Raw genomic sequence first — 19,790 nt, 5'->3', positions numbered from 1 at the left:
ACGGCTCCGGTCGCGCCCTTCGACTCCCCGGCGTAGCGTGTTGTCACGCCACGTGACAGCGCGTGGCTTTCAGTCACATGTCAGCGGTCACGTCGTGGAGCGGAACCCCTCGCTCCGTCACGCGGGCTCTCCTCTCCGGGTGCGCCGCGTGACGGTCCTGGTGGGCGCTGCATCCCCAAACGCACCTTTCGGTCCCGTGGTTCACAAGGACGTAACCGGCCATCGGCACGAATGGATAACGGCCACGCGGAACCCCGTTCCCTGGATGGTCTACGCGCGTTAATGTGCGCCGAACTCAGCACCCACTGCGGGGCTTTGGAGAATGGGGAGCTTCAGATGCGTCGGATAGCCAGCCTGACCCGCGTCGCGGTGGGGGTCGCGTCGCTCGCACTCGCCGCCACGGCCTGCGGCGGCACCAGCAACGACAGCGGCAGCAGCAGCGACAGCAGCAAGGACGCCAAGGGCCTCGCCATCGCGTACGACGTCGGCGGCAAGGGCGACCAGTCCTTCAACGACGCCGCGTTCTCCGGTCTGGAGAAGGCGAAGAAGGAGTTCGGCTACAAGACGGCCGACATCGAGCCCACCGACGGCGAGACGGACGCCGACAAGGAGCAGCGCCTGTCGTCGCTCGCCAAGCAGGGCTACAACCCGGTCGTCGGCATCGGCTTCGCCTACGGTCCCGCGCTGGAGGCCGTCGCCAAGAAGTACCCGAAGACCACCTTCGGCATCGTCGACTCGGTCGTGGCGGGCAAGAACGTCGCCTCCCTGGTCTTCTCCGAGCAGGAGGCCTCCTACCTCGCCGGTGTCGCGGCGGCCAAGGCCACCAAGAGCAACACGGTGGGCTTCGTGGGCGGCGTGGACGTTCCCCTCATCCACAAGTTCGAGGCCGGCTACACGCAGGGCGTCAAGGACACCAAGCCCAGCGTGAAGGTCCTCTCGCAGTACCTGACCCAGACCGCCGAGGAGGGTGGCTTCTCCAGCCCCGACAAGGGCAAGGCCGCCGCCGAGGGCCAGCTGGAGAAGGGCGCCGACGTGATCTACGCCGCCGCCGGCCTGTCCGGTCAGGGTGTCATCGAGGCCGCGTCGAAGGCCGGCAAGTACGCCATCGGCGTCGACTCCGACCAGTACAAGCAGGGGGCGCTCGCCAAGTACAAGGACGCCATCCTGACCTCCGCGCTCAAGGACGTCGGCGGCGCCGTGTACACGCTGGCCAAGTCGGTCCACGACGGCAAGCCGCTGACCGGTACGCAGACCTTCGACCTCAAGGTGAACGGTGTCGGCCTCGCCGACAGCAACCCGAAGATGGCGGAGATCGCCGGTCTCACCGACGCCGTGGCCAAGGCCAAGGCGGCCATCGTCGACGGCACCATCAAGGTCAAGACCGAGTAGCCGACCGGGCGTCGGACGTGTCGCGGCGGGCCGGACCCGCCGCCCTCGCCCGGCACCCGGAAGCGGACGACGTCACGGAGCGGGCGGGCACCCCAGGTGCCCGCCCGCTCCGTCGTGCTCTCCCGGGGTCACCCATAGCCACCGTGTCTTTGCGGTCGGCAAGCCCCGGGTCCGTCGGCGGGTGTCGTCGGGCACAGCCGCATAACAAGGTGGACAGAAGGGGTTTTCTAGTTGGTCTACGCGCGTTAATCTGCGGCGAAGCCAGCGCCGAAGCTGAACCGTCAGGCGCTTGTACGACAGGAGCACAACGAATGCGCCGGGTTACCCGCATCGCGCTCGCAGGTACTGCGACCGCCTCTCTCGCCCTCGCCCTCTCCGCCTGTGGCGGCACCTCGACCTCCAGCTCGTCCTCGGACAGCAAGGGCGACAAGGGTCTCGCCATCGCGTACGACGTCGGTGGCAAGGGCGACCAGTCCTTCAACGACGCCGCGTTCGAGGGTCTGAAGCAGGCCAAGGCCGAGTTCAAGTACGAGACCGCCGACGTCGAGCCCACGGACGGCGAGACGGACGCGGACAAGGAGCAGCGTCTCGTCTCGCTGGCCAAGCAGGGCTACAACCCGGTCGTCGGCATCGGCTACGCCTACGGCCCGGCCGTCAAGGCCGCCGCCGCGAAGTACCCGAAGACCACCTTCGGCATCGTCGACGACTCCACCGTCACGGCGAAGAACGTCGCGGACCTGGTCTTCTCCGAGCAGGAGGCCTCCTACCTCGCCGGTGTCGCGGCCGCCAAGGCCACCAAGACCGACACCGTGGGCTTCGTGGGCGGGGTGGACGTTCCCCTCATCCACAAGTTCGAGGCCGGCTTCGAGCAGGGCGTCAAGGACACCAAGCCCGGCGTGAAGGTCCTCTCCCAGTACCTGACCCAGACGGCCCAGGAGGGTGGCTTCTCCAGCCCCGACAAGGGCAAGACGGCCGCCGAGGGCCAGATAGAGAAGAAGGCCGACGTCGTCTACGCGGCGGCCGGTCTGTCCGGTCAGGGTGTCATCGAGGCGGCGTCCGCCCACAAGGTCTGGGCGATCGGCGTCGACTCCGACCAGTACAAGCAGGGCGCGCTCGCCAAGTACAAGGACTCGATCCTGACCTCGGCCACCAAGGACGTCGCCAAGGCGGTCTACAGCGTGGCTAAGTCGGTCAAGGACGGTAAGCCGGAGAGCGGTATCGTTCGTGGCGATCTGAAGTCGGGTGAGGTCGGTCTGGCCGACTCCAACCCGGAGTTCAAGAGCAACACCGCGATCCAGGACGCCGTCAAGGCGGCCCAGGAGAAGATCATCAGCGGCGAGATCAAGGTCAAGTCCAGCTGACGAGCAAGACCTCAGGAGCAGCCAATGCGGTTCCGGGAAGGTGTGGGTCCGCCTCCGTGTCGTCAGGCACGCGATGCGGCCCGTACCGCCCCGGACCCGCTTGGTAACCGTGGGGTTACGTCCGCTCAACGGGATACGAGGAGTCTGGCTCCCCGTATCCCGTTCTCGCGGCGCGTGGCCCCTTTCGTTGCCGTAGGGGCGCTACGCGCGTAGACGACCCCCTTTCCCTCAGGAGAGTGCGCCATCAACGCGTCCAGCAGCCCTCCGGCCGACGCGGTCGACGGTCAGGCGACCGCCGTCGAACTCGCCGGGATCACCAAGCGGTTCCCGGGTGTCGTGGCCAACCACGACATCCACCTCAGCGTCCGCAAGGGCACCGTGCACGCCCTGGTCGGCGAGAACGGCGCCGGCAAGTCGACGCTGATGAAGATCCTCTACGGCATGCAGAAGCCGGACGAGGGGACCATCGCCGTCGACGGTGCGCAGGTCACCTTCTCCTCGCCCGCCGACGCCATCGTCCGCGGCATCGGCATGGTCCACCAGCACTTCATGCTGGCCGACAACCTCACGGTCCTCGAGAACGTCGTCCTCGGCAGCGAGAAGCTGTACGGCATCGGCGGCAAGGCCCGCCGCAAGATCGTGGAGCTCTCCGAGCGCTACGGCCTCGGTGTCCGCCCCGACGTCCTCGTCGAGGAACTCGGTGTCGCCGACCGCCAGCGTGTCGAGATCCTCAAGGTCCTCTACCGCGGTGCCCGCATCCTCATCCTGGACGAGCCGACCGCGGTCCTCGTGCCGCAGGAGGTCGACGCGCTCTTCGACAACCTCCGCGAGCTCAAGTCCGAGGGCCTCTCGGTCATCTTCATCTCGCACAAGCTCGGCGAGGTCCTCTCCGTCGCCGACGACATCACCGTCATCCGGCGCGGTACGACGGTCGGCACCGCCGTGCCCTCCGAGACGAGCCCCCGCCAGCTCGCCGAGCTGATGGTCGGCAGCGAACTGCCCACCCCCGAGACATCCGAGTCGACGGTCACCGACCAGGCCGTGATCGAGGTCGAGGACCTGACCGTGCTCGCCAAGGGCTCGGTGTCGCTCGGCAAGGGCTCGGCGAGCCTGCTGATGGACGAGGTGGAGCGCGGCACCGTCCGGCTCGTCCTCGACCACGTCTCCTTCACCATCCACGCCGGTGAGGTGATGGGCATCGCAGGTGTCGAGGGCAACGGCCAGACCGAGCTCATCGACGCGCTGATCGGCCTCAAGGCCGCCGACACCGGGGTCATCCGCTTCACGGGCGACGACATCACCTCCTGGTCGACGCGCAAGCGCCGCGAGGGCGGCATCGGCTACATCCCCGAGGACCGCCACCGCCACGGCCTCCTCCTGGAAGCGCCGCTGTGGGAGAACCGCATCCTCGGGCACGTCACCGAGAAGCCCAACGCCAAGGGCATCTGGCTCGACATCAAGGGCGCCCAGAACGACACCCGCCGCATCGTCGAGCAGTACGACGTGCGCACGCCCGGCATCGACGTCACGGCGGCCTCGCTGTCCGGCGGCAACCAGCAGAAGCTGATCGTCGGCCGCGAGATGAGCCACAAGCCGAAGTTCCTGATCGCCGCCCACCCCACCCGCGGTGTGGACGTCGGCGCGCAGGCGCAGATCTGGGACCAGATCCGCGCGGCGCGCCGCGAGGGACTCGCCGTCCTGCTGATCTCCGCCGACCTGGACGAGCTGATCGGCCTGTCCGACACCCTCCGGGTGATCTACAACGGCAAGCTGGTCGCCGACGCAGACCCCGCGACCATCACCCCGGAGGAGCTCGGCTCGGCCATGACCGGCGCCGCCTCCGGCCATCTGGAGAACGAGGAGCTCGCCGAAGCGGCCGAGCTCGACGAGCACACCGACACTCCGGCAGACGCCCCGGAAGACGAGGCCCGCTGATGAAGAAGTTCGACAAGGAGCGCCTGCTCCTCGGGGTGGCCGGACCGGTCATCGCGCTCGTCGTCGCCGTGGCGCTGACCTCGGTCGTGCTGCTCGCCTCGGGCAAGAGCCCGTTCGAGCCGTACTCGATCATGTTCCAGCAGGCGACGTTCTCCGACATCCAGGTCCTGATCATCAACCAGGCGTCGCTGTACTACATCGCGGCGCTGGCGGTGGCCATCGGCTTCCGGATGAACCTCTTCAACATCGGTGTCGACGGCCAGTACCAGCTCGCCGCCATGATGGCCGCGATCGTCGGCGCGCACGTCGCGCTGCCGGCCGTGCTCCAGGTGCCGCTGCTGATCCTGACCGCCGTCTGCACCGGCGCCTTCTGGGCCGGTATCGCCGGTGTCCTCAAGGTCACCCGCGGAGTCAGCGAGGTCGTCGCGACGATCATGCTCAACGCGATCGCGACCTCCGTCATCGCCTACCTGTGGCTGCCCGACGTCTTCGGCGTCAAGCTCGGCAACAACAACACCACCGGCGAGATGCACAAGTCCGGCTGGGTCCCCGGGTTCGACATGGGCGAGTCGGGCGAGATCTACGGCCTCGTCATCCTCGCCGCCGTCCTCGGCATCGGCTACTGGATCGTCCTCAACCGCACCCGCTTCGGCTTCGACCTGCGCGCCTCCGGCGCCTCCGAGTCCGCCGCCGCGGCCAGCGGTGTCGACCCCAAGCGCATGGTGCTCACCGCCATGCTCGTCTCCGGCGGCATCGCCGGTCTCGCGGGCCTGCCGATCCTCCTCGGCGACACCCACACGTACAGCCTCAACTTCCCGACCGGTATCGGCTTCCTCGGCATCGGCATCGCGCTGCTCGGCCGCAACAGCCCCGTCGGGATCGCCTTCGCGGCGCTGCTGTGGGCCTGGCTCGACAAGGCGTCTCCCGAACTCGACTTCCACGGGTACGACAAGGAGATCGCGGTCATCATGCAGGGCCTGATCGTGATCGCCGTCGTCGTCTCCTACGAGTCCGTGCGCGAGTGGGGTCTGCGCCGCCAGCAGCGCCGCGTCGGCGCGGAACTCGCCGCGGGCAACGCCCTCGCCACCGACAACACCCAGAAGGAGGTGGCTGGCCGATGACCACCGCAACCGACGTCAACCAGCCCACGCTGCAGCCCGCGGCTCCCACCGGCCGCCGGATGTCGCTTCCCGTCCTCCTGCTGGTGATCGCGGGCGGCCTGGCGCTGACCTCGATCGTCCGCATCATCACCGGCGCCGACGGCATCACCAACGTCAGCCAGATGTCGACCGCACTGCAGCTGGCCGTCCCGATCGGCCTCGCCGGTCTCGGCGGTCTGTGGGCCGAGCGCTCCGGCGTGGTCAACATCGGCCTCGAGGGCATGATGATCCTCGGCACCTGGTTCGGCGCCTGGGCCGGCTACCAGTGGGGCCCCTGGACCGGTGTCCTGGTCGGCATCATCGGCGGCTGCATCGGCGGCCTGCTGCACGCGATCATCACGGTCACCTTCAATGTCAACCACATCGTCTCCGGTGTGGCCATCAACATCCTGGCGCTCGGCGCCACCCGCTACCTCTCCCCGCTCGCCTTCGAGGGCGTCCAGGGCGGTTCGGCCAAGCAGTCCCCGCCGGTCGACTCCCTCGGCCACTTCACGGTGCCAGGGCTCTCCGACTGGCTGACCACCCTGAACTCCAAGGGCTGGTTCTTCATCTCGGACATCGCGGGCCTGCTCGGCGGCCTCGTCACCAACGTGTCCTGGCTGACCCTGATCGCCATCGCGCTGATCCCCGGCACCTGGTGGATCCTGTGGCGCACCTCGTTCGGCCTGCGCCTGCGGTCCTGCGGTGAGAACCCGGTCGCGGCCGAGTCGCTCGGTGTGAACGTCTACAAGTACAAGTACCTCGCCGTGATCATCTCCGGCGGTCTGGCCGGCCTCGGCGGCGTCTTCCTCTCCATCGTGGCCAACCCCTTCTACCTGGAGGGCCAGACCAGCGGACGCGGCTACATCGGTCTCGCCGCGATGATCTTCGGCAACTGGATGCCGGGCGGCCTCGCCCTCGGCGCGGGCCTGTTCGGCTACACCGACAGCCTCAACCTGCGCGGCGGCTCGGAGAACGTCCACGCCCTGCTGCTGCTCGGCGCGATCCTGCTCCTCATCGGCGCGATCTGGCTGACCGTGAAGAAGAAGTACGTCTCCGCGGTCATCACCCTGGTCGTCGGCGTGCTCGTGTTCCTCTGGTACTCCCTGACCAACGAGGTGCCGAACCAGATCGTCTCCGCCACGCCGTACGTCATCACCCTGCTCGTCCTGTCGCTCTCGGCCCAGCGCCTGCGCATGCCGAAGGCGGACGGCCTGCCGTACCGCAAGGGGCAGGGCAAGTGACCACCGCCGGAGCGGACTCCGCGCACGTCGACTGGGAGCAGCTGCGGGAGGTGGCACGCGCGGCGATGAACCGCGCGTACGCCCCCTACTCGGGCTACCCGGTCGGCGCCGCCGCCCGCGTCGACGACGGCCGCACCGTCTCCGGCTGCAACGTCGAGAACGCCTCCTACGGCCTCTCGCTGTGTGCCGAGTGCGGTCTGGTCTCCGAGCTGCGCAACACCGGCGGCGGCCGGCTGACGCACTTCACGTGTGTCGACGGGCGGGGCGAGATCCTCGTCCCGTGCGGACGCTGCCGCCAGCTGCTGTTCGAGTTCGGCGGCCCCGATCTCGTGCTGGAGACACCGGCCGGTCTCCTGCCCCTCTCCGAGATGCTGCCGCAGGCCTTCGGCCCCGCGCATCTCCGCCAGTAACGCCGTGCGGCCCCGCCCCGATCGCGACCGACCGGTCACGGGGCGGGGCCGCTCATCTTTCGGAAGGAAAGTCATGTCCGCCATGTCTGCCATGTCCATGGATGCCGTCTCCGTCATCCGTACCAAGCGGGACCGTGCCGAACTCAGCGACGGGCAGATCGACTGGGTCATCGACGCCTACACCCGGGGCGAGGTCGCCGACTACCAGATGGCCGCCCTCAACATGGCGATCCTGCTCAACGGCATGAACCGCCGTGAGATCGCCCGCTGGACGGCCGCGATGATCGCCTCGGGCGAGCGCATGGACTTCTCGTCCCTGTCCCGCCCGACCGCCGACAAGCACTCCACGGGCGGCGTCGGCGACAAGATCACCCTCCCGCTGGCCCCGCTCGTCGCCGCGTGCGGCGCGGCGGTGCCGCAGCTGTCCGGGCGCGGCCTCGGCCACACCGGCGGCACCCTGGACAAGCTGGAGTCGATCCCGGGCTGGCGCGCCCTGCTCTCCAACGAGGAGATGCTGCACGTCCTCGACACCACCGGCGCGGTCATCTGCGCCGCCGGCGACGGGCTCGCCCCGGCCGACAAGAAGCTCTACGCACTGCGTGACGTGACCGGCACCGTCGAGGCGATCCCGCTGATCGCGTCCTCGATCATGTCCAAGAAGATCGCCGAGGGCACCGGCTCGCTCGTCCTCGACGTGAAGGTCGGCTCCGGCGCCTTCATGAAGACCATCGAGGACGCCCGCGAACTCGCCTCCACGATGGTCGGCCTCGGCACCGACCACGGGGTGCGGACCGTCGCGCTCCTCACCGACATGTCCACGCCGCTCGGCCTCACCGCGGGCAACGCGCTGGAGGTCCGCGAGTCGGTCGAGGTCCTCGCCGGCGGCGGCCCGGCCGACGTCGTCGAGCTCACCATCGCCCTCGCGCGCGAGATGCTCGACGCGGCCGGTGTGAAGGACGCCGACCCGGCGAAGGCGCTCGCCGACGGCTCCGCGATGGACGTGTGGCGCCGCATGATCGCCGCGCAGGGCGGCGACCCGGACGCCGCGCTGCCCGTCGCCCGCGAGCAGCACGTCGTGACCGTCACGGCCTCCGGTGTGCTCACCCGCCTCGACGCGTACGACATCGGCATCGCCGCCTGGCGCCTCGGTGCCGGACGCGCCCGCAAGGAGGACCCGGTGCAGGCCGGCGCCGGCGTCGAGCTGCACGCCAAGCCGGGCGACACGGTGACCGCGGGCCAGCCGCTGTTCACCCTGCACACGGACACCCCGGACCGTTTCGACTACGCGCTCCAGGCGACCGAGGGCTCCTACGACATCGCCCCGGCGGGCACGGAGTTCAAGGCGTCCCCCGTCGTGCTGGAACGTATCGCCTGACCTGCGGTTTCCTCATGCGGGTGAACGGGACCGGTGAACCTCCACCGGTCCCGTTCGGCACCCAGAGCTGAGCCGACCGCGAGGGCACCGGGCCGGCGCCCCGTCTCACCCCAGCAACGCCGCCACCACCACGAGCACCGGTACGGCCGCGACCGTCGAGAGCAGGACCGACTCGCGGGCCAGTGTCTCGCCGACCCGGTAGCGCGAGGCGTACGTGAACAGGTTCTGCGCGGCGGGAAGTGCCGAGGTGACCACCACGTCGAGCAGCGGGGCGCCGTGCAGTCCGAACACGCCGACGGCCAGCGCCCAGGCGGCCAGCGGCTGGCCCACCGCCTTCAGCGCCACGGACAGCAGGACCGGGGCCCGGTCGGCGCCACGGCCCGGCAGGCTGCTGCCGCACAGCGAGATCCCGAACGCCAGCAGCACGGCGGGCACCGACATCCCGCCGATCAGTTGCAGCGGATCGAGAACGGGCCCCGGCACCCGCAGACCGGTCGCCGACACCACGACACCGCTCAGTGAGCCGACCGCGATCGGGTTGCGCAGCGGAGTGATCAGCCGCCGCCACAACGGCCCCTTGTCGCCCTCCCCGGACAGGTCGAGCACGGTCAGCGCGATCGGCGTCACCATGATCTGCTGGAACAGCAGCACGGGCGCCACCAGCGAGGCATCGCCCAGCACGTACACGGCGATCGGGATGCCGAGGTTGCCGGAGTTGACGTAGCTGGAGCAGAGCGCGCCGATCGTCGTCCGGCCGAGGCCCCAGCGGCGTACGACCCCCACCGCGACGAACACCCCGGCCGCCGCGGCCGTGCTCATCGCCGTCACCAGCAGTCGGCCGGAGAAGACGACCGACAGGTCGGCCTGCGCGAGCGTCGTGAACAGCAGCGCGGGCGAGGCCACATGGAAGGCGAGCTTCGTCAGCACCTCCCGGCCGTTGTCCCCGAGGTGACCGCGCCGCCCGATCACATACCCGACGCCGATGACCACGGCGATCACGGCGAAGCCCGTCAGCACCCCCTGCACGGCGTCCCCTTCGCGGGCAGGAGGCCGTCGGGTATCGCGGGAGGCGCCGGTTCGTGGGACATACACCCAACCCAACGGGGAAGGCTGGGCGCAGGTCAATGTGATCTGCGCGGGGCGCACCGGCGCACGGTCGCCGCGGGGGGCCGGGACGGGCCGTCCCGCCCGCGATGAGTTCCGAGCCCCCGGACGGTCTACTGACTGTGGATTCCGCGACACCCGCCGTACTCGTGCTGCCAGGACTCGTCACCCGCGACGAGGTGCCCCGGCTCTGCGACGACGTCCGCGCACGGCTGGAGGCGGCCGGGGGCGGCGTCGTGGTCTGCGATGTCGCGGGCCTCGGGCCGCCGGGCCTCGCCGCCGTCGACGCGCTGGCCCGGCTGGAACTCACGGCCCGGCGGGCCGGGGGCCGGATACGGCTGAAGGACCCCGACCCCGCCCTGCGCGCCCTACTCGACCTGGTCGGCCTCCGCTTCGACACCTCCACCGGCGGCGCCCCGGACCGGGGAGGCCGAGAGTGCCGCGACCTCCTCGGGTCCCTCCAGGCGGAGGGGGAGCCCGAACAGCGGGAACCAGCGTGCGGTGTCGAGGAAGCAGTGGAACCCGGTGATGCGGCCCTTTGAGATCTCCAGCGCCTGCACCGCCCAGGGGACGTAGCCGCCGGCTTCCTCGTCCGGCTTGTAGTGGGCGAAGCCCGGCAGGCCGTTCACCTCGACCGGGATCAGCCGCGAGTTCGCGCAGGCGGCGCCGAGTGTCGTCATGAAGCCGGTGATGTCCGACGTGCCGCGCAGCCACAGGTCGAACGGCGGCATCGTCATGATCGCGTCCTCGTGGAGGAGCGCCGTCAGCGCCGTCATGTCATAGCCCTCGAAGGCCGCCACATAGCGCTCCAGGAGCTTCTGCTGCTCCTCGTCGAGCGGGTCCGAGGTGGCGGCGTCCGCGCCCTCCCCCTCGCTCTCCGCGAGGGTCGCGCGGGCGCGCTGGAGCGCGCTGTTGACCGACGCGACCGTCGTGCCGAGCAGCTCGGCGACCTCGCTCGCCCGCCACGCGAGGACCTCGCGCAGGATGAGCACGGCCCGCTGCTTGGGCGGGAGCTGCTGGAGGGCCGCCATGAAGGCGAGGCGCACCGACTCCTTGGCGACCGCGGCCTCCGCCGGGTCACCGGTCGTGGGCAGCACACGGGCGTCGGGCATCGGCTCCAGCCAGGTGTTGTCCGCGCGGGGGGTGAGCGCCGCCTGGGCGAGCGGTGACGGGGCCGTGAGATCCATCGGGCGCGCTCTGCGGTTGCCCGCGTTGAGCATGTCCAGGCAGACGTTCGTCGCGATGCGGTACAGCCAGGACCGCATCGAGGAGCGGCCCTCGAACTTGTCGTAACTGCGCCAGGCGCGGACCATCGTGTCCTGCACCGCGTCCTCGGCCTCGAAGGAGGAGCCGAGCATCCGGTAGCAGTACCCGGTCAGCTCGACCCGGTGCTTCTCCAGCCGGACGTCCAGGTCTGCCGTCGTCGCCGTGCCCTCGCTCATAGCCAACCCACCCCTGTGGCCTGTTTCCCGTCCCGCGCCTCGTTGCGCCGGCACTTCGGAAGCTACCGCAGCCCACTGACAATGGCGTGCGGAGCGGGGAAACCCGCAGCTCGAAGGGGTGGTGCCGGAGACCGATTTCCGGTGCCGGCGGGCGCGAACCGGCGCGCGGCGGGCTCTCGGCGCGCGAGAGCCGGCGCCCGGCGGGTCCTCAGTGCGCGAGAGCGGGGGCCCGGCGGGCCGCGGCGCGCGCTGCGTGCGAGCCGGCCACGGTGATCGAGACGACCCCGAGCACCGCGAGCAGTCCCATGACGACCGTGCCCGCCCAGCCGCCCGCGTGGAAGGCGACCGCGCCGAGCGTGCTGCCCGCGCTGGAGCCGATGTAGTACGCGGACTGGTAGAGGGCCGACGCCTGCGCCCGGCCGTGCTGCGCGGTGTGGCTCACCGACGAGGAGGCGACCGCGTGCCCCGCGAAGAAGCCCGCCGTGATCAGCACGAGGCCCAGCAGGACCAGGACCAGGGAGTCCCCGAGGGAGAGCAGCAGTCCGGCCGTCGTGGTCCCGCCCGCCAGGTACAGCGAGCCGCGGCGGCCGACCCTGCCGACCAGCCGGCCCGCCGTCGACGCGGACACCGTGCCGACCAGGTACACCAGGAAGATCGAACCGACGATGCCCTGGGGGAGCGAGAAGGGGGCCTCGGTCAGGCGGTAGCCGATGACCGTGTACACCCCGCCGAACACCATCATGAACAGCGCGCCGATCGCGTACAGCCGGCGCAGCAGCGGATTCGCGAGGTGGTCGCGCACCGTGCGGGCCAGCACCCGGGGCCGCAGCGAGCCCTGCGCGAAGTGCCGGGGCGCGGGCAGCAGCATGCGGAAGGCGACGGCGCAGGCCACGGCGATCAGTCCGATCACGGCGACGGCCACCCGCCAGCCCCACTCCTGGGCGACCCAGCCGGTGATCACCCGGCCGCTCATGCCGCCCACGCTGTTGCCCGCGACGAACAGGCCGATCGCGGTGATCAGCGCCTTGGGGCGGACCTCCTCCGCGAGATACGCCGTGGCCGACGCCGGGAGCCCCGCGAGGGCCGCGCCCTGCACGGCCCGCAGGGCGATCAGCGCGCCGATCGACGGCGCGAAGGGCACGAGGAGACCGACGGTCACCGCCACCGCCAGGGACGCCGTCATCACCGTACGTCGTCCGAAGCGCTCCGACAGGGCGCTCATCGGGAGGACGAACAGGGCCAGTCCGCCGGTCGCCGCCGAGACCGTCCAGCTCGCCCGGCTCGCGCTCACCGCGAAGTCCGCGGAGACGAGCGGGAGGAGGGCCTGCGTGGAGTAGAGGAGCGCGAAGGTCGCGACACCCGCGAGGAAGAGCGCGAAGCTCATCCGGCGGTAGCCGGGCCCGCCGGGGGCCAGACGGGAGTCGGTGGTGTCGGTGTTCGGGACTGACGGGGTGGCGGCCACCGTGGTGGACGCCCCGGTACTGGCGGAAGGCATGCTCCGAACCTAAGGACCCCGCCGTTCATCCGTCCAATGCATGGAATCGTCATAATCGTTCCCATGGCGCATCAGCAGAGGTCAGAGGCTCACCTGTCACCGTTCAGTGACACAGAAGACATCGGGAACATGGCCGCCGTGCTCGCCCCGCGGCTCGCGCACTTCGCCGGCGTCGCCCGCACCGAGCACGTCACCCGCGCCGCGCAGGAGATGCAGGTCCCCCAGTCCACGCTCTCCCGGTCGCTGGTCCGGCTCGAACAGGACCTGGGCGTCGACCTGTTCGCGCGCCGCGGCCGGACCCTGTCGCTGACGCCGGCGGGCCGCACCTTCCTGTCCTCCGTGGAGCGTGCCCTCGCGGAGATCGAGCGTGCCGCCGACGAGGTCCGCGCGGACGCCGACCCGGCCACCGGCAAGGTCGCCTTCGGCTTCCTGCACACGATGGGTTCCGAGACCGTGCCCGGCCTGATCCGGGCCTTCCGCGCCGACCATCCGCGGGTGCGCTTCAGCCTCGTGCAGAACTACGGGGAGGCGATGCTGGAGCGGCTGCGCTCCGGCGAACTGGACCTCTGCCTCACCTCGCCGGTGCCGGACGCGCCCGACCTGGTGGGCCGCCGTCTCGACGAGCAGAAGCTGCGGCTCGTCGTACCGGCCGACCATCCGCTCGCCGCCCGCAAGCGTGTCCGCCTCGCCGAGGCCGCCGAGGAGAGCTTCGTGACCCTGGAGCCCGGCTACGGGATGCGCCGGATCACCGACGACCTCTGCCAGGAGGCCGGGTTCCGGCCGCGCATCGCCTTCGAGGGGGAGGAGGCGGAGACGCTCCGCGGCCTGGTCGCCGCCGGCCTCGGTGTCGCCCTGCTGCCGCCACCGGCCGTCGCCCGACCGGGAGTTGTCGAACTGACGGTCACCGCCCCACGCGCCGTCCGCGAGATCGGCGTCGCCTGGCTCGACGGACACCCGGACACCCCGCCGGTGGCCGCGTTCAAGAAGTTCCTGCTGTCCCGCCGGGGCCGCCTGCTGCCCGACTGACCCGGCGCGCTCCGCGCACGGCCCCTACCGGCGCAGCGACTGTCCGAAGCCCGACGCGAGCGGCATCCGCAGGCCCAGCGGCGGCGGCGCGGCGAACGCGTCCTCGACGGGCCGGGAGAACGAGTGGCCGAACAGCGACCCCAGCACGAAGTCCTCGGCCAGGGAGAGGACTTCGTGCCGGTGCTGGTGCAGCGCGTGCCCGTCCGAGTGGACCTCGAAGCGGCAGATGTCGCGGTTGGCCTTCTTCGCGCGCGCCGCGAACCGGAAGGACAACTCCGGGTCGGTGCGCTCGTCGTTGGTGCCGTGCACGATCAGCACCCGGCGGCCGACCAGTTGTTTCACCGGTTCGGGTGGTGCGGCGACATCCTCCTCGGGCAGCCAGGGGGCCAGCGCCAGCACGGAGTTGACGGCGGTGTGCCCGCCCGCGCGCAGAGCGGCCCGGGCGCCCATGTCGATGCCGGCCAGGCACACGGGGACGTCCCCGTAGCGGCGTACGACCTCGTCCGCGGCCCAGGACGCGTCGCCCGCCAGATCGGCCTCGCTGCCGTTCCAGCCGCGAACCCGGTAGTGCACCACGTGCGTGACCAGGCCTTCCGTCCGTCCCGCGCGGGCCAGCCTGCGGCCCATCGCGCGGACGGAGGCGGCCGCCATCATGGGGGAGGGTCTGCGGGCCGAGGTCTCCTCGCCGCCCGGGAGCAGCAGAACCACTCCGCTGACCGACCTCGGCTCCGGGCCGAGCGCCCTCCCCAGCCGGGCCATCCGAACCGGCGTCGCTTGCTGTGCCATGACAGAACAGTGTCAGAAGCATCGGTGTACGCCACCCGTCCGCACGGTCACCGTTACGTATCGACGGATCCGCGCGACAGGAGTTCTACGCGCGTAGGGGCTACAGTGCGGAAATGACGAGCCAGATCCGGAACACCCCGAGCTCGGAACAGATCCGCCGGGCACCCAAGGTCCTGCTGCACGATCATCTCGACGGGGGCCTGCGCCCCGGGACGATCGTCGAACTCGCCCAGGAATCGGGCTACTCGAACCTCCCCGAGACCGATGCCGACAAGCTCGGCCTCTGGTTCCGCGAGGCCGCCGACTCCGGGTCGCTGGAGCGGTACCTGGAGACCTTCGCCCACACCTGCGCCGTCATGCAGACCCGCGACGCGCTGGTGCGCGTGGCCCGCGAGTGCGCCGAGGACCTCGCCGAGGACGGCGTCGTGTACGCCGAGGTGCGGTACGCGCCCGAGCAGCACCTCGAAGGCGGGCTCACCCTCGAAGAGGTCGTCGAGGCGGTCAACGAGGGCTTCCGGGAAGGGGAGCGGCTGGCCCGGGAGAACGGCCACCGCATCCGGGTCGGCGCCCTGCTCACCGCGATGCGGCACGCGGCCCGTGCCCTGGAGATCGCCGAACTCGCCAACCGCTACCGCGATCTGGGCGTCGTCGGCTTCGACATCGCCGGCGCCGAGGCCGGGTTCCCGCCCACCCGGCACCTCGACGCCTTCGAGTACCTCAAGCGCGAGAACAACCACTTCACGATCCACGCCGGTGAGGCGTTCGGGCTGCCGTCCATCTGGCAGGCCCTCCAGTGGTGCGGCGCCGACCGGCTCGGCCACGGCGTCCGCATCATCGACGACATCCAGGTGCGCGAGGACGGCTCGGTGGAACTCGGGCGTCTCGCCTCCTACGTCCGGGACAAGCGCATCCCGCTGGAGCTGTGCCCGAGCTCCAACCTCCAGACCGGCGCCGCCGACTCGTACGCCGAGCACCCGATCGGGCTGCTGCGACGGCTGCACTTCCGCGCCACGGTCAACACGGACAACAGGCTGATGTCGGGGACGAGCATGAGCCGGGAATTCGAGCATCTTGTCGAAGCGTTCGGTTATTCGCTCGACGACATGCAGTGGTTCTCTGTCAATGCTATGAAGTCAGCATTCATTCCTTTCGATGAACGACTCGCCATGATCAATGACGTGATCAAGCCCGGATATGCAGAACTCAAGTCCGAATGGCTGTTCCAGCAGACCGCCTCGACCAGCGGTTCTCTCGGAGATCAGGCCTGATCTGAGCGAATGGAAAGCGGCCGGGTCTTCACTTCTTCTCCATGACTCGGCCGCTTTTTGATGTTTGCGGACCGCGGGTTTGCGTGTTTACGGTTCTGGACCGCTCACATCCCCGTCTCCAAGGACGCATTCAAAATGAAGCAGTCTGCTGCCAAGACCCTCGGTGTCGCCGCTCTCGGCGCCGCATTCGCCGCCGCCGGCGCGGGCGCCGCGAACGCCGCCCCGGCCGTGCCGGACGCCTCCTCGGCGCTGGACACCGTCACCCGGACGCTGCCCGCCGAGAACGTCGCCAAGGCGCTGCCCGGCGCCGGTGAGGCGCTCACCCAGGGTCAGAACGCGCTCGGCGCGGGTGTCGCCGCCGCGCAGCCCGCCGCCGCCCGACTGCTCGCCGACGGGCCCGCCGCGCCCGTTGCCGGACTGCTCGGTGGCCTGCCCGTCCAGGGCCTGCCCACGCACGGCCTGCCGGTGAACGGGATTCCGCTGGGCTGACCCCCCCCGGCAGATCCGGCCCCCTTCCCCGCCTGTCCGGGGTCTTTCTGCTGCGCGAACGCCGGTGGGGCGCACCCGACGAGGGTGCGCCCCACCGGCGTTCGCCGTCCGCGGGCCGGGTGCCGGCCGGGTCACCAGGCGGTGCGGGAGGCCTTGTCCTCGGAGGGGAAGAGGATCCACAGCACGATGTAGAGCAGGAACTGCGGGCCGGGGAGCAGGCAGGACACCACGAAGATGACGCGCATCGTGGTCGCGGAGGTGCCGAAGCGCCGTGCCAGCGCAGCACAGACTCCGCCGATCATGCGGCCGTTCGTGGGGCGGGCGAGGGCGGTCATGGTGGCTCCTTCGCGAACCGTCGTGGAGTCCGGGCGGGCCGGGCTCCGTCGTCATCGGCGCGTTCACCGATGCCTTCCACGGTACGGGGACGAAGGAGGGCGAAGCGTCGCTCTACGGAGCGATGCCGACCCTGGGAATCGTCGGGGTCAGACCCTGAGCGGGGTCCTCCCGGAGGACGGTCGAACGGTGCCGTGTCTCCGCCCGGCGACGGATCCCGGCGCGCACGGCGGGTACGACCGCGAGATGCGCGAGGGCCACGCCGAGGGTGTTCAGCAGGATCGAGTCGATGTCGACGACCTGGCCGGGAACCCCGGTCTGCAGCAGCTCTATGCCCAGTGACAGCAAGGTGCCCGCGGCGATCGTCCGCAGCAGCGAACCCAGCCTGGAGACCGCGAGCCTGCCGCCCGTCAGCGGAAGCAGCACCCCCAGCGGGGCGAGCAGCCCGAGCCCCGCGGCGAGCCGGCGGACCGCCGTCTCCGGGCCCAGCGCCAGGTCGGCTCTGATGCCGGCGAACGGCCGCAGATTGGCGGCACTCACCCAGGGGACGTCCAGCGGGCGCAGAGTGATCCAGGCGACGAGGGCGAGGTGTGCGACGAGGAGGACACCTCCTGCCACACGGACGCGGGTGACGGCACTTCCGCCGTCTGAACCAAGACGCTGCACGCCCCCCAAGACGCGGGGTCCGGCACGATCGGTTCCGGGGCCGGGATTTTCACCCCGGGCCGCCTCACGAGCCCTCGACCGCCGTCGACCCCGGGGACGCGCTCCCCGGCGAGGAACGCACCTCGGGCGTGCAGGTGTACGTGCGCAGCGCGCCGGGTGCCGGACCGCCGAGGACGACGGTGCCGTCGTCCCGCGCCGCGGCCGAGTCGGAGAACGTGCAGACGATCTGCGCGAGGGCCGTCGGGGTGAGGTCCGCGGGCGAGGTGCTCAGCCGCAGTGTGTCCTCGGGATCCCGGCCGCGCGGCCCGCCGACCGTCATGCCGCCGCGTACGTCCGTCGAGTACCGCGCCTGCTGTTCCGGCGTCGACGGTGTCTCGGCGAGTTCGTCGAGCAGGCCCTGGGCCACCAGGACGCGCCGCGCCGCCTCCGCCGTGCCGTCGGGGATGCGCACCGACCGGTCCACGGTGACCAGCTGCGCCGAACAGATCAGGAAGACCTGGACGGGCACCCCGTCCGAGGACTGGCCGGCCGTGTCCTGGCCGGACAGCGCGCAGGGGACGCGGGAGGGAGCGGGTCCGAAGTCGGTGGGGACCTGCGTGGACCGGATTCCGCACCCCGTGAGCAGCGCGGCCAGCAGCGGCAGCGCCAGCCAGGGCCGCACCCGCGCCGACAGCGCCCGCCGTGCGGGGTGCGGGAGCGGCGGAGCGCCCGTGGCCGACGCGCGGACCGCGGGGCGCGGAGCGTGGCCGCCGGGGGATGCCGAGGCGGGGGCGGGGGTCATCCGGAGGTGCCTTCCGTGCCGTTGCCGAGCGCGGGGTCCTTGGACTCGCCCGGGCCGTCGTCGAGGAGCTCCGACGCGTCGTGCGGCAGCCGCAGGGTGAACACGGCACCGCCCTCGGGCGAGTTCGCCGCGGTGATCCCGCCGCCGTGGATGTGCGCGTTCTCCAGCGCGATGGACAGACCCAGGCCGCTGCCCTCGGAACGCGGGCGGGACGCGCTGGCCTTGTAGAACCGGTCGAAGACATGCGGCAGGACGTCCTCGGGGATGCCCGGGCCGTGGTCCCGCACCGCGATGACCAGGTGCTCGCCCTCCACCCGTACCGCCACCCTGACCGGCGAGCCGCCGTGCTTGAGCGCGTTGCCGATCAGGTTCGCGAGGATCACGTCGAGGCGGCGCGGGTCGACCCGCGCCATGGTGCCGCGCTCGGCGTCCAGTTCGACGGCGTCCAGCCAGGCCCGCGCGTCGATGCAGGCGGTGATCTGGTCGGCGATGTCCACGTAGTCCAGGACGAGCCGGGCGGTGCCCGCGTCGAAGCGGGTCACCTCCATGAGGTTCTCCACGAGGTCGCCGAGGCGCCGGGTCTCGCTGACGACCAGCCGGACGGCCGGTTCGATCATCGGGTCCACGCTGCCGGTCTCCGCGTCCAGCTCCTCTTCGAGGATCTCCGTCACCGCGGTGATCGCCGTGAGCGGGGTCCGCAGTTCGTGGGACATGTCGGCCACGAAGCGCCGGGACGCCTCGTCGCGCGCGCTCATGTCGGCCACGCGTTTCTCCAGCGCCTCCGCGGTGTGGTTGAACGTCCGTGACAGATCGGCGAGTTCGTCCGTGCCGGAGACCCGCAGCCGGGTGTCCAGCTTGCCCTCGCCGAGCCGGCGGGCCGCGATGCCCAGCCGGTGCACCGGCTTGAGGACCGTGGTCGCGGCGGCCTGGGCGAGCAGCGCCGAGCCGATGAGGGCCAGCCCCGTCGCGATCCCCAGCGACCAGGCCAGCGAGTTGAGGTCCTTCGCCTCCGGCTCCAGCGACTTGAGCATGTAGCCGGTCGTGGTGCCGCCGATCACCCGCGCGCCGCCCACCAGGTACGGCTTGTCGTGGTCGGTGATCCGCTGCCAGTACAGGTGGTAGGCCGACGTGTTGTTCGAGGAGAGCGACTGCTTCTTGGCCACCGCCTTCTGGAGGGACGCGGGCACGTCCTCCAGGGTGAAGGTGTCCAGCTCGGAGTTGCCGACGACCGTCTTCCCGGTCTCGTCCTCGGCGACCAGCAGCACACTGAACCGCTGGCTGCTGTTCGCCATCTGCACGGCCGTGCGCTGGAGTTCGTCCTGCGCGGGGTGCACGGGGAGCATGCTCGCGTGGTTGCGCATCTCCTGCTGGAAGTCGCGCAGCACGGCGTCCTGCGTACGCGTCAGCACGGCCTCGCGGTTCAGCCAGTACGCGATGCCCGACGCCGAGACCGCGGCGGTGAGCGCCACGAGCCCGAACACCACGACCAGGCGCAGCCGCAGACTGGTGAAGCGCAGGCCGGACAGGAGTGCCCTGCGTGCCGCGGC

The 19,790-nt window shown here is 70.8% G+C and carries 18 protein-coding genes and 1 pseudogene; 11 read left to right on the top strand and 8 right to left on the bottom strand.

The annotated features are described in order from the left end of the window. The first annotated feature begins 336 nt into the window (after positions 1-336). The 7 genes from ABZT74_RS18360 (at position 337) to ABZT74_RS18330 (ending at position 8,853) form a co-directional block, all read left to right on the top strand. Positions 337-1,389, top strand: coding sequence for a BMP family ABC transporter substrate-binding protein (locus tag ABZT74_RS18360; RefSeq protein ID WP_356170971.1), 1,053 nt, complete (start codon positions 337-339; stop codon positions 1,387-1,389). Between the two features lie 311 nt (positions 1,390-1,700). Further along, positions 1,701-2,750: a BMP family ABC transporter substrate-binding protein gene (locus ABZT74_RS18355; RefSeq protein ID WP_356170968.1), complete on the top strand. Its 1,050-nt coding sequence runs from the start codon at positions 1,701-1,703 to the stop codon at positions 2,748-2,750. A gap of 243 nt (positions 2,751-2,993) precedes the next feature. Further along, complete coding sequence (locus ABZT74_RS18350; RefSeq protein ID WP_355880557.1) at positions 2,994-4,685, top strand: ABC transporter ATP-binding protein; 1,692 nt, start codon at positions 2,994-2,996, stop codon at positions 4,683-4,685. After that, on the top strand, positions 4,685-5,806 hold the full coding sequence (locus ABZT74_RS18345) for an ABC transporter permease (RefSeq protein WP_355880448.1): 1,122 nt from the start codon (positions 4,685-4,687) through the stop codon (positions 5,804-5,806). Before ABZT74_RS18350 ends, ABZT74_RS18345 begins: the two co-directional genes overlap by 1 nt. Beyond that, positions 5,803-7,068: an ABC transporter permease gene (locus tag ABZT74_RS18340; protein ID WP_356170965.1), complete on the top strand. Its 1,266-nt coding sequence runs from the start codon at positions 5,803-5,805 to the stop codon at positions 7,066-7,068. The genes ABZT74_RS18345 and ABZT74_RS18340 overlap by 4 nt, the downstream gene beginning before the upstream one ends. Next, the gene (locus tag ABZT74_RS18335) at positions 7,065-7,478 is read left to right on the top strand and encodes a cytidine deaminase (RefSeq protein ID WP_356170962.1); all 414 of its coding nucleotides are present in this window, start codon (positions 7,065-7,067) and stop codon (positions 7,476-7,478) included. The genes ABZT74_RS18340 and ABZT74_RS18335 overlap by 4 nt, the downstream gene beginning before the upstream one ends. A 91-nt stretch (positions 7,479-7,569) precedes the next feature. Beyond that, the gene (locus ABZT74_RS18330) at positions 7,570-8,853 is read left to right on the top strand and encodes a thymidine phosphorylase (RefSeq protein WP_356171244.1); all 1,284 of its coding nucleotides are present in this window, start codon (positions 7,570-7,572) and stop codon (positions 8,851-8,853) included. A 105-nt stretch (positions 8,854-8,958) separates the two neighbouring features. On the opposite strand, the gene ABZT74_RS18325 is transcribed toward ABZT74_RS18330, so the two are convergent. Continuing rightward, a complete protein-coding gene (locus ABZT74_RS18325; protein WP_355880439.1) occupies positions 8,959-9,879 on the bottom strand; it encodes an AEC family transporter in 921 nt (306 codons plus the stop codon). A 167-nt stretch (positions 9,880-10,046) separates the two neighbouring features. On the opposite strand from ABZT74_RS18325, the pseudogene ABZT74_RS18320 reads away from it, so the two are divergent. Beyond that, positions 10,047-10,286 (top strand): annotated as a pseudogene (locus ABZT74_RS18320) (STAS domain-containing protein); the annotation flags it as partial. A 39-nt stretch (positions 10,287-10,325) separates the two neighbouring features. Here the strand turns inward: ABZT74_RS18320 and ABZT74_RS18315 are convergent. Then, a complete protein-coding gene (locus tag ABZT74_RS18315) occupies positions 10,326-11,399 on the bottom strand; it encodes a sigma-70 family RNA polymerase sigma factor (RefSeq protein ID WP_356170959.1) in 1,074 nt (357 codons plus the stop codon). A gap of 208 nt (positions 11,400-11,607) precedes the next feature. Further along, positions 11,608-12,894: an MFS transporter gene (locus ABZT74_RS18310; RefSeq protein WP_356170956.1), complete on the bottom strand. Its 1,287-nt coding sequence runs from the start codon at positions 12,892-12,894 to the stop codon at positions 11,608-11,610. A 63-nt stretch (positions 12,895-12,957) separates the two neighbouring features. Here ABZT74_RS18310 and ABZT74_RS18305 point away from each other — a divergent pair, with 63 nt between their 5' ends. Beyond that, on the top strand, positions 12,958-13,920 hold the full coding sequence (locus ABZT74_RS18305) for a LysR substrate-binding domain-containing protein (RefSeq protein ID WP_356170954.1): 963 nt from the start codon (positions 12,958-12,960) through the stop codon (positions 13,918-13,920). Positions 13,921-13,944: 24 nt separating this feature from the next. On the opposite strand, the gene ABZT74_RS18300 is transcribed toward ABZT74_RS18305, so the two are convergent. Further along, the gene (locus ABZT74_RS18300; protein WP_356170951.1) at positions 13,945-14,706 is read right to left on the bottom strand and encodes an alpha/beta hydrolase; all 762 of its coding nucleotides are present in this window, start codon (positions 14,704-14,706) and stop codon (positions 13,945-13,947) included. 113 nt (positions 14,707-14,819) lie between these two features. Here ABZT74_RS18300 and ABZT74_RS18295 point away from each other — a divergent pair, with 113 nt between their 5' ends. Beyond that, a complete protein-coding gene (locus ABZT74_RS18295; protein ID WP_356170949.1) occupies positions 14,820-15,974 on the top strand; it encodes an adenosine deaminase in 1,155 nt (384 codons plus the stop codon). Between the two features lie 135 nt (positions 15,975-16,109). Continuing rightward, positions 16,110-16,463 carry an ATP-binding protein gene (locus ABZT74_RS18290; protein ID WP_355880421.1) on the top strand — a complete coding sequence of 118 codons (354 nt, stop codon included), beginning with the start codon at positions 16,110-16,112 and terminating at the stop codon, positions 16,461-16,463. Positions 16,464-16,594: 131 nt separating this feature from the next. Here the strand turns inward: ABZT74_RS18290 and ABZT74_RS18285 are convergent, their stop codons facing one another. From ABZT74_RS18285 to ABZT74_RS18270, 4 genes are all read right to left on the bottom strand, one after another. Then, positions 16,595-16,798, bottom strand: coding sequence for a PspC domain-containing protein (locus ABZT74_RS18285; protein ID WP_355880418.1), 204 nt, complete (start codon positions 16,796-16,798; stop codon positions 16,595-16,597). A gap of 112 nt (positions 16,799-16,910) precedes the next feature. Next, entirely contained in the window at positions 16,911-17,462 is a 552-nt protein-coding gene (locus tag ABZT74_RS18280) for a VanZ family protein (RefSeq protein WP_356436140.1), read from the bottom strand. A 64-nt stretch (positions 17,463-17,526) separates the two neighbouring features. After that, positions 17,527-18,243, bottom strand: coding sequence for a hypothetical protein (locus ABZT74_RS18275; protein WP_356436138.1), 717 nt, complete (start codon positions 18,241-18,243; stop codon positions 17,527-17,529). Next, the coding region (locus ABZT74_RS18270) for a HAMP domain-containing sensor histidine kinase (protein ID WP_356436136.1) at positions 18,240-19,790 on the bottom strand (1,551 nt) is incomplete at its 5' end. The genes ABZT74_RS18270 and ABZT74_RS18275, both read right to left, overlap by 4 nt.

Source organism: Streptomyces sp. NPDC005302 (assembly GCF_040607345.1).
GTDB lineage: Bacteria > Actinomycetota > Actinomycetes > Streptomycetales > Streptomycetaceae > Streptomyces.
This window is presented reverse-complemented; position numbering and strand designations above follow the sequence as displayed.

Coding starts and splice junctions, on each gene's coding strand:
- ABZT74_RS18315 (WP_356170959.1), bottom strand. CDS start 11,399: ATGAGCGAGGGCACGGCGACGACGGCAGACCTGGACGTCCGGCTGGAG.
- ABZT74_RS18345 (WP_355880448.1), top strand. CDS start 4,685: ATGAAGAAGTTCGACAAGGAGCGCCTGCTCCTCGGGGTGGCCGGACCG.
- ABZT74_RS18305 (WP_356170954.1), top strand. CDS start 12,958: ATGGCGCATCAGCAGAGGTCAGAGGCTCACCTGTCACCGTTCAGTGAC.
- ABZT74_RS18285 (WP_355880418.1), bottom strand. CDS start 16,798: ATGACCGCCCTCGCCCGCCCCACGAACGGCCGCATGATCGGCGGAGTC.
- ABZT74_RS18340 (WP_356170965.1), top strand. CDS start 5,803: ATGACCACCGCAACCGACGTCAACCAGCCCACGCTGCAGCCCGCGGCT.
- ABZT74_RS18300 (WP_356170951.1), bottom strand. CDS start 14,706: ATGGCACAGCAAGCGACGCCGGTTCGGATGGCCCGGCTGGGGAGGGCG.
- ABZT74_RS18275 (WP_356436138.1), bottom strand. CDS start 18,243: ATGACCCCCGCCCCCGCCTCGGCATCCCCCGGCGGCCACGCTCCGCGC.
- ABZT74_RS18310 (WP_356170956.1), bottom strand. CDS start 12,894: ATGCCTTCCGCCAGTACCGGGGCGTCCACCACGGTGGCCGCCACCCCG.
- ABZT74_RS18360 (WP_356170971.1), top strand. CDS start 337: ATGCGTCGGATAGCCAGCCTGACCCGCGTCGCGGTGGGGGTCGCGTCG.
- ABZT74_RS18290 (WP_355880421.1), top strand. CDS start 16,110: ATGAAGCAGTCTGCTGCCAAGACCCTCGGTGTCGCCGCTCTCGGCGCC.
- ABZT74_RS18330 (WP_356171244.1), top strand. CDS start 7,570: ATGTCCATGGATGCCGTCTCCGTCATCCGTACCAAGCGGGACCGTGCC.
- ABZT74_RS18295 (WP_356170949.1), top strand. CDS start 14,820: ATGACGAGCCAGATCCGGAACACCCCGAGCTCGGAACAGATCCGCCGG.
- ABZT74_RS18355 (WP_356170968.1), top strand. CDS start 1,701: ATGCGCCGGGTTACCCGCATCGCGCTCGCAGGTACTGCGACCGCCTCT.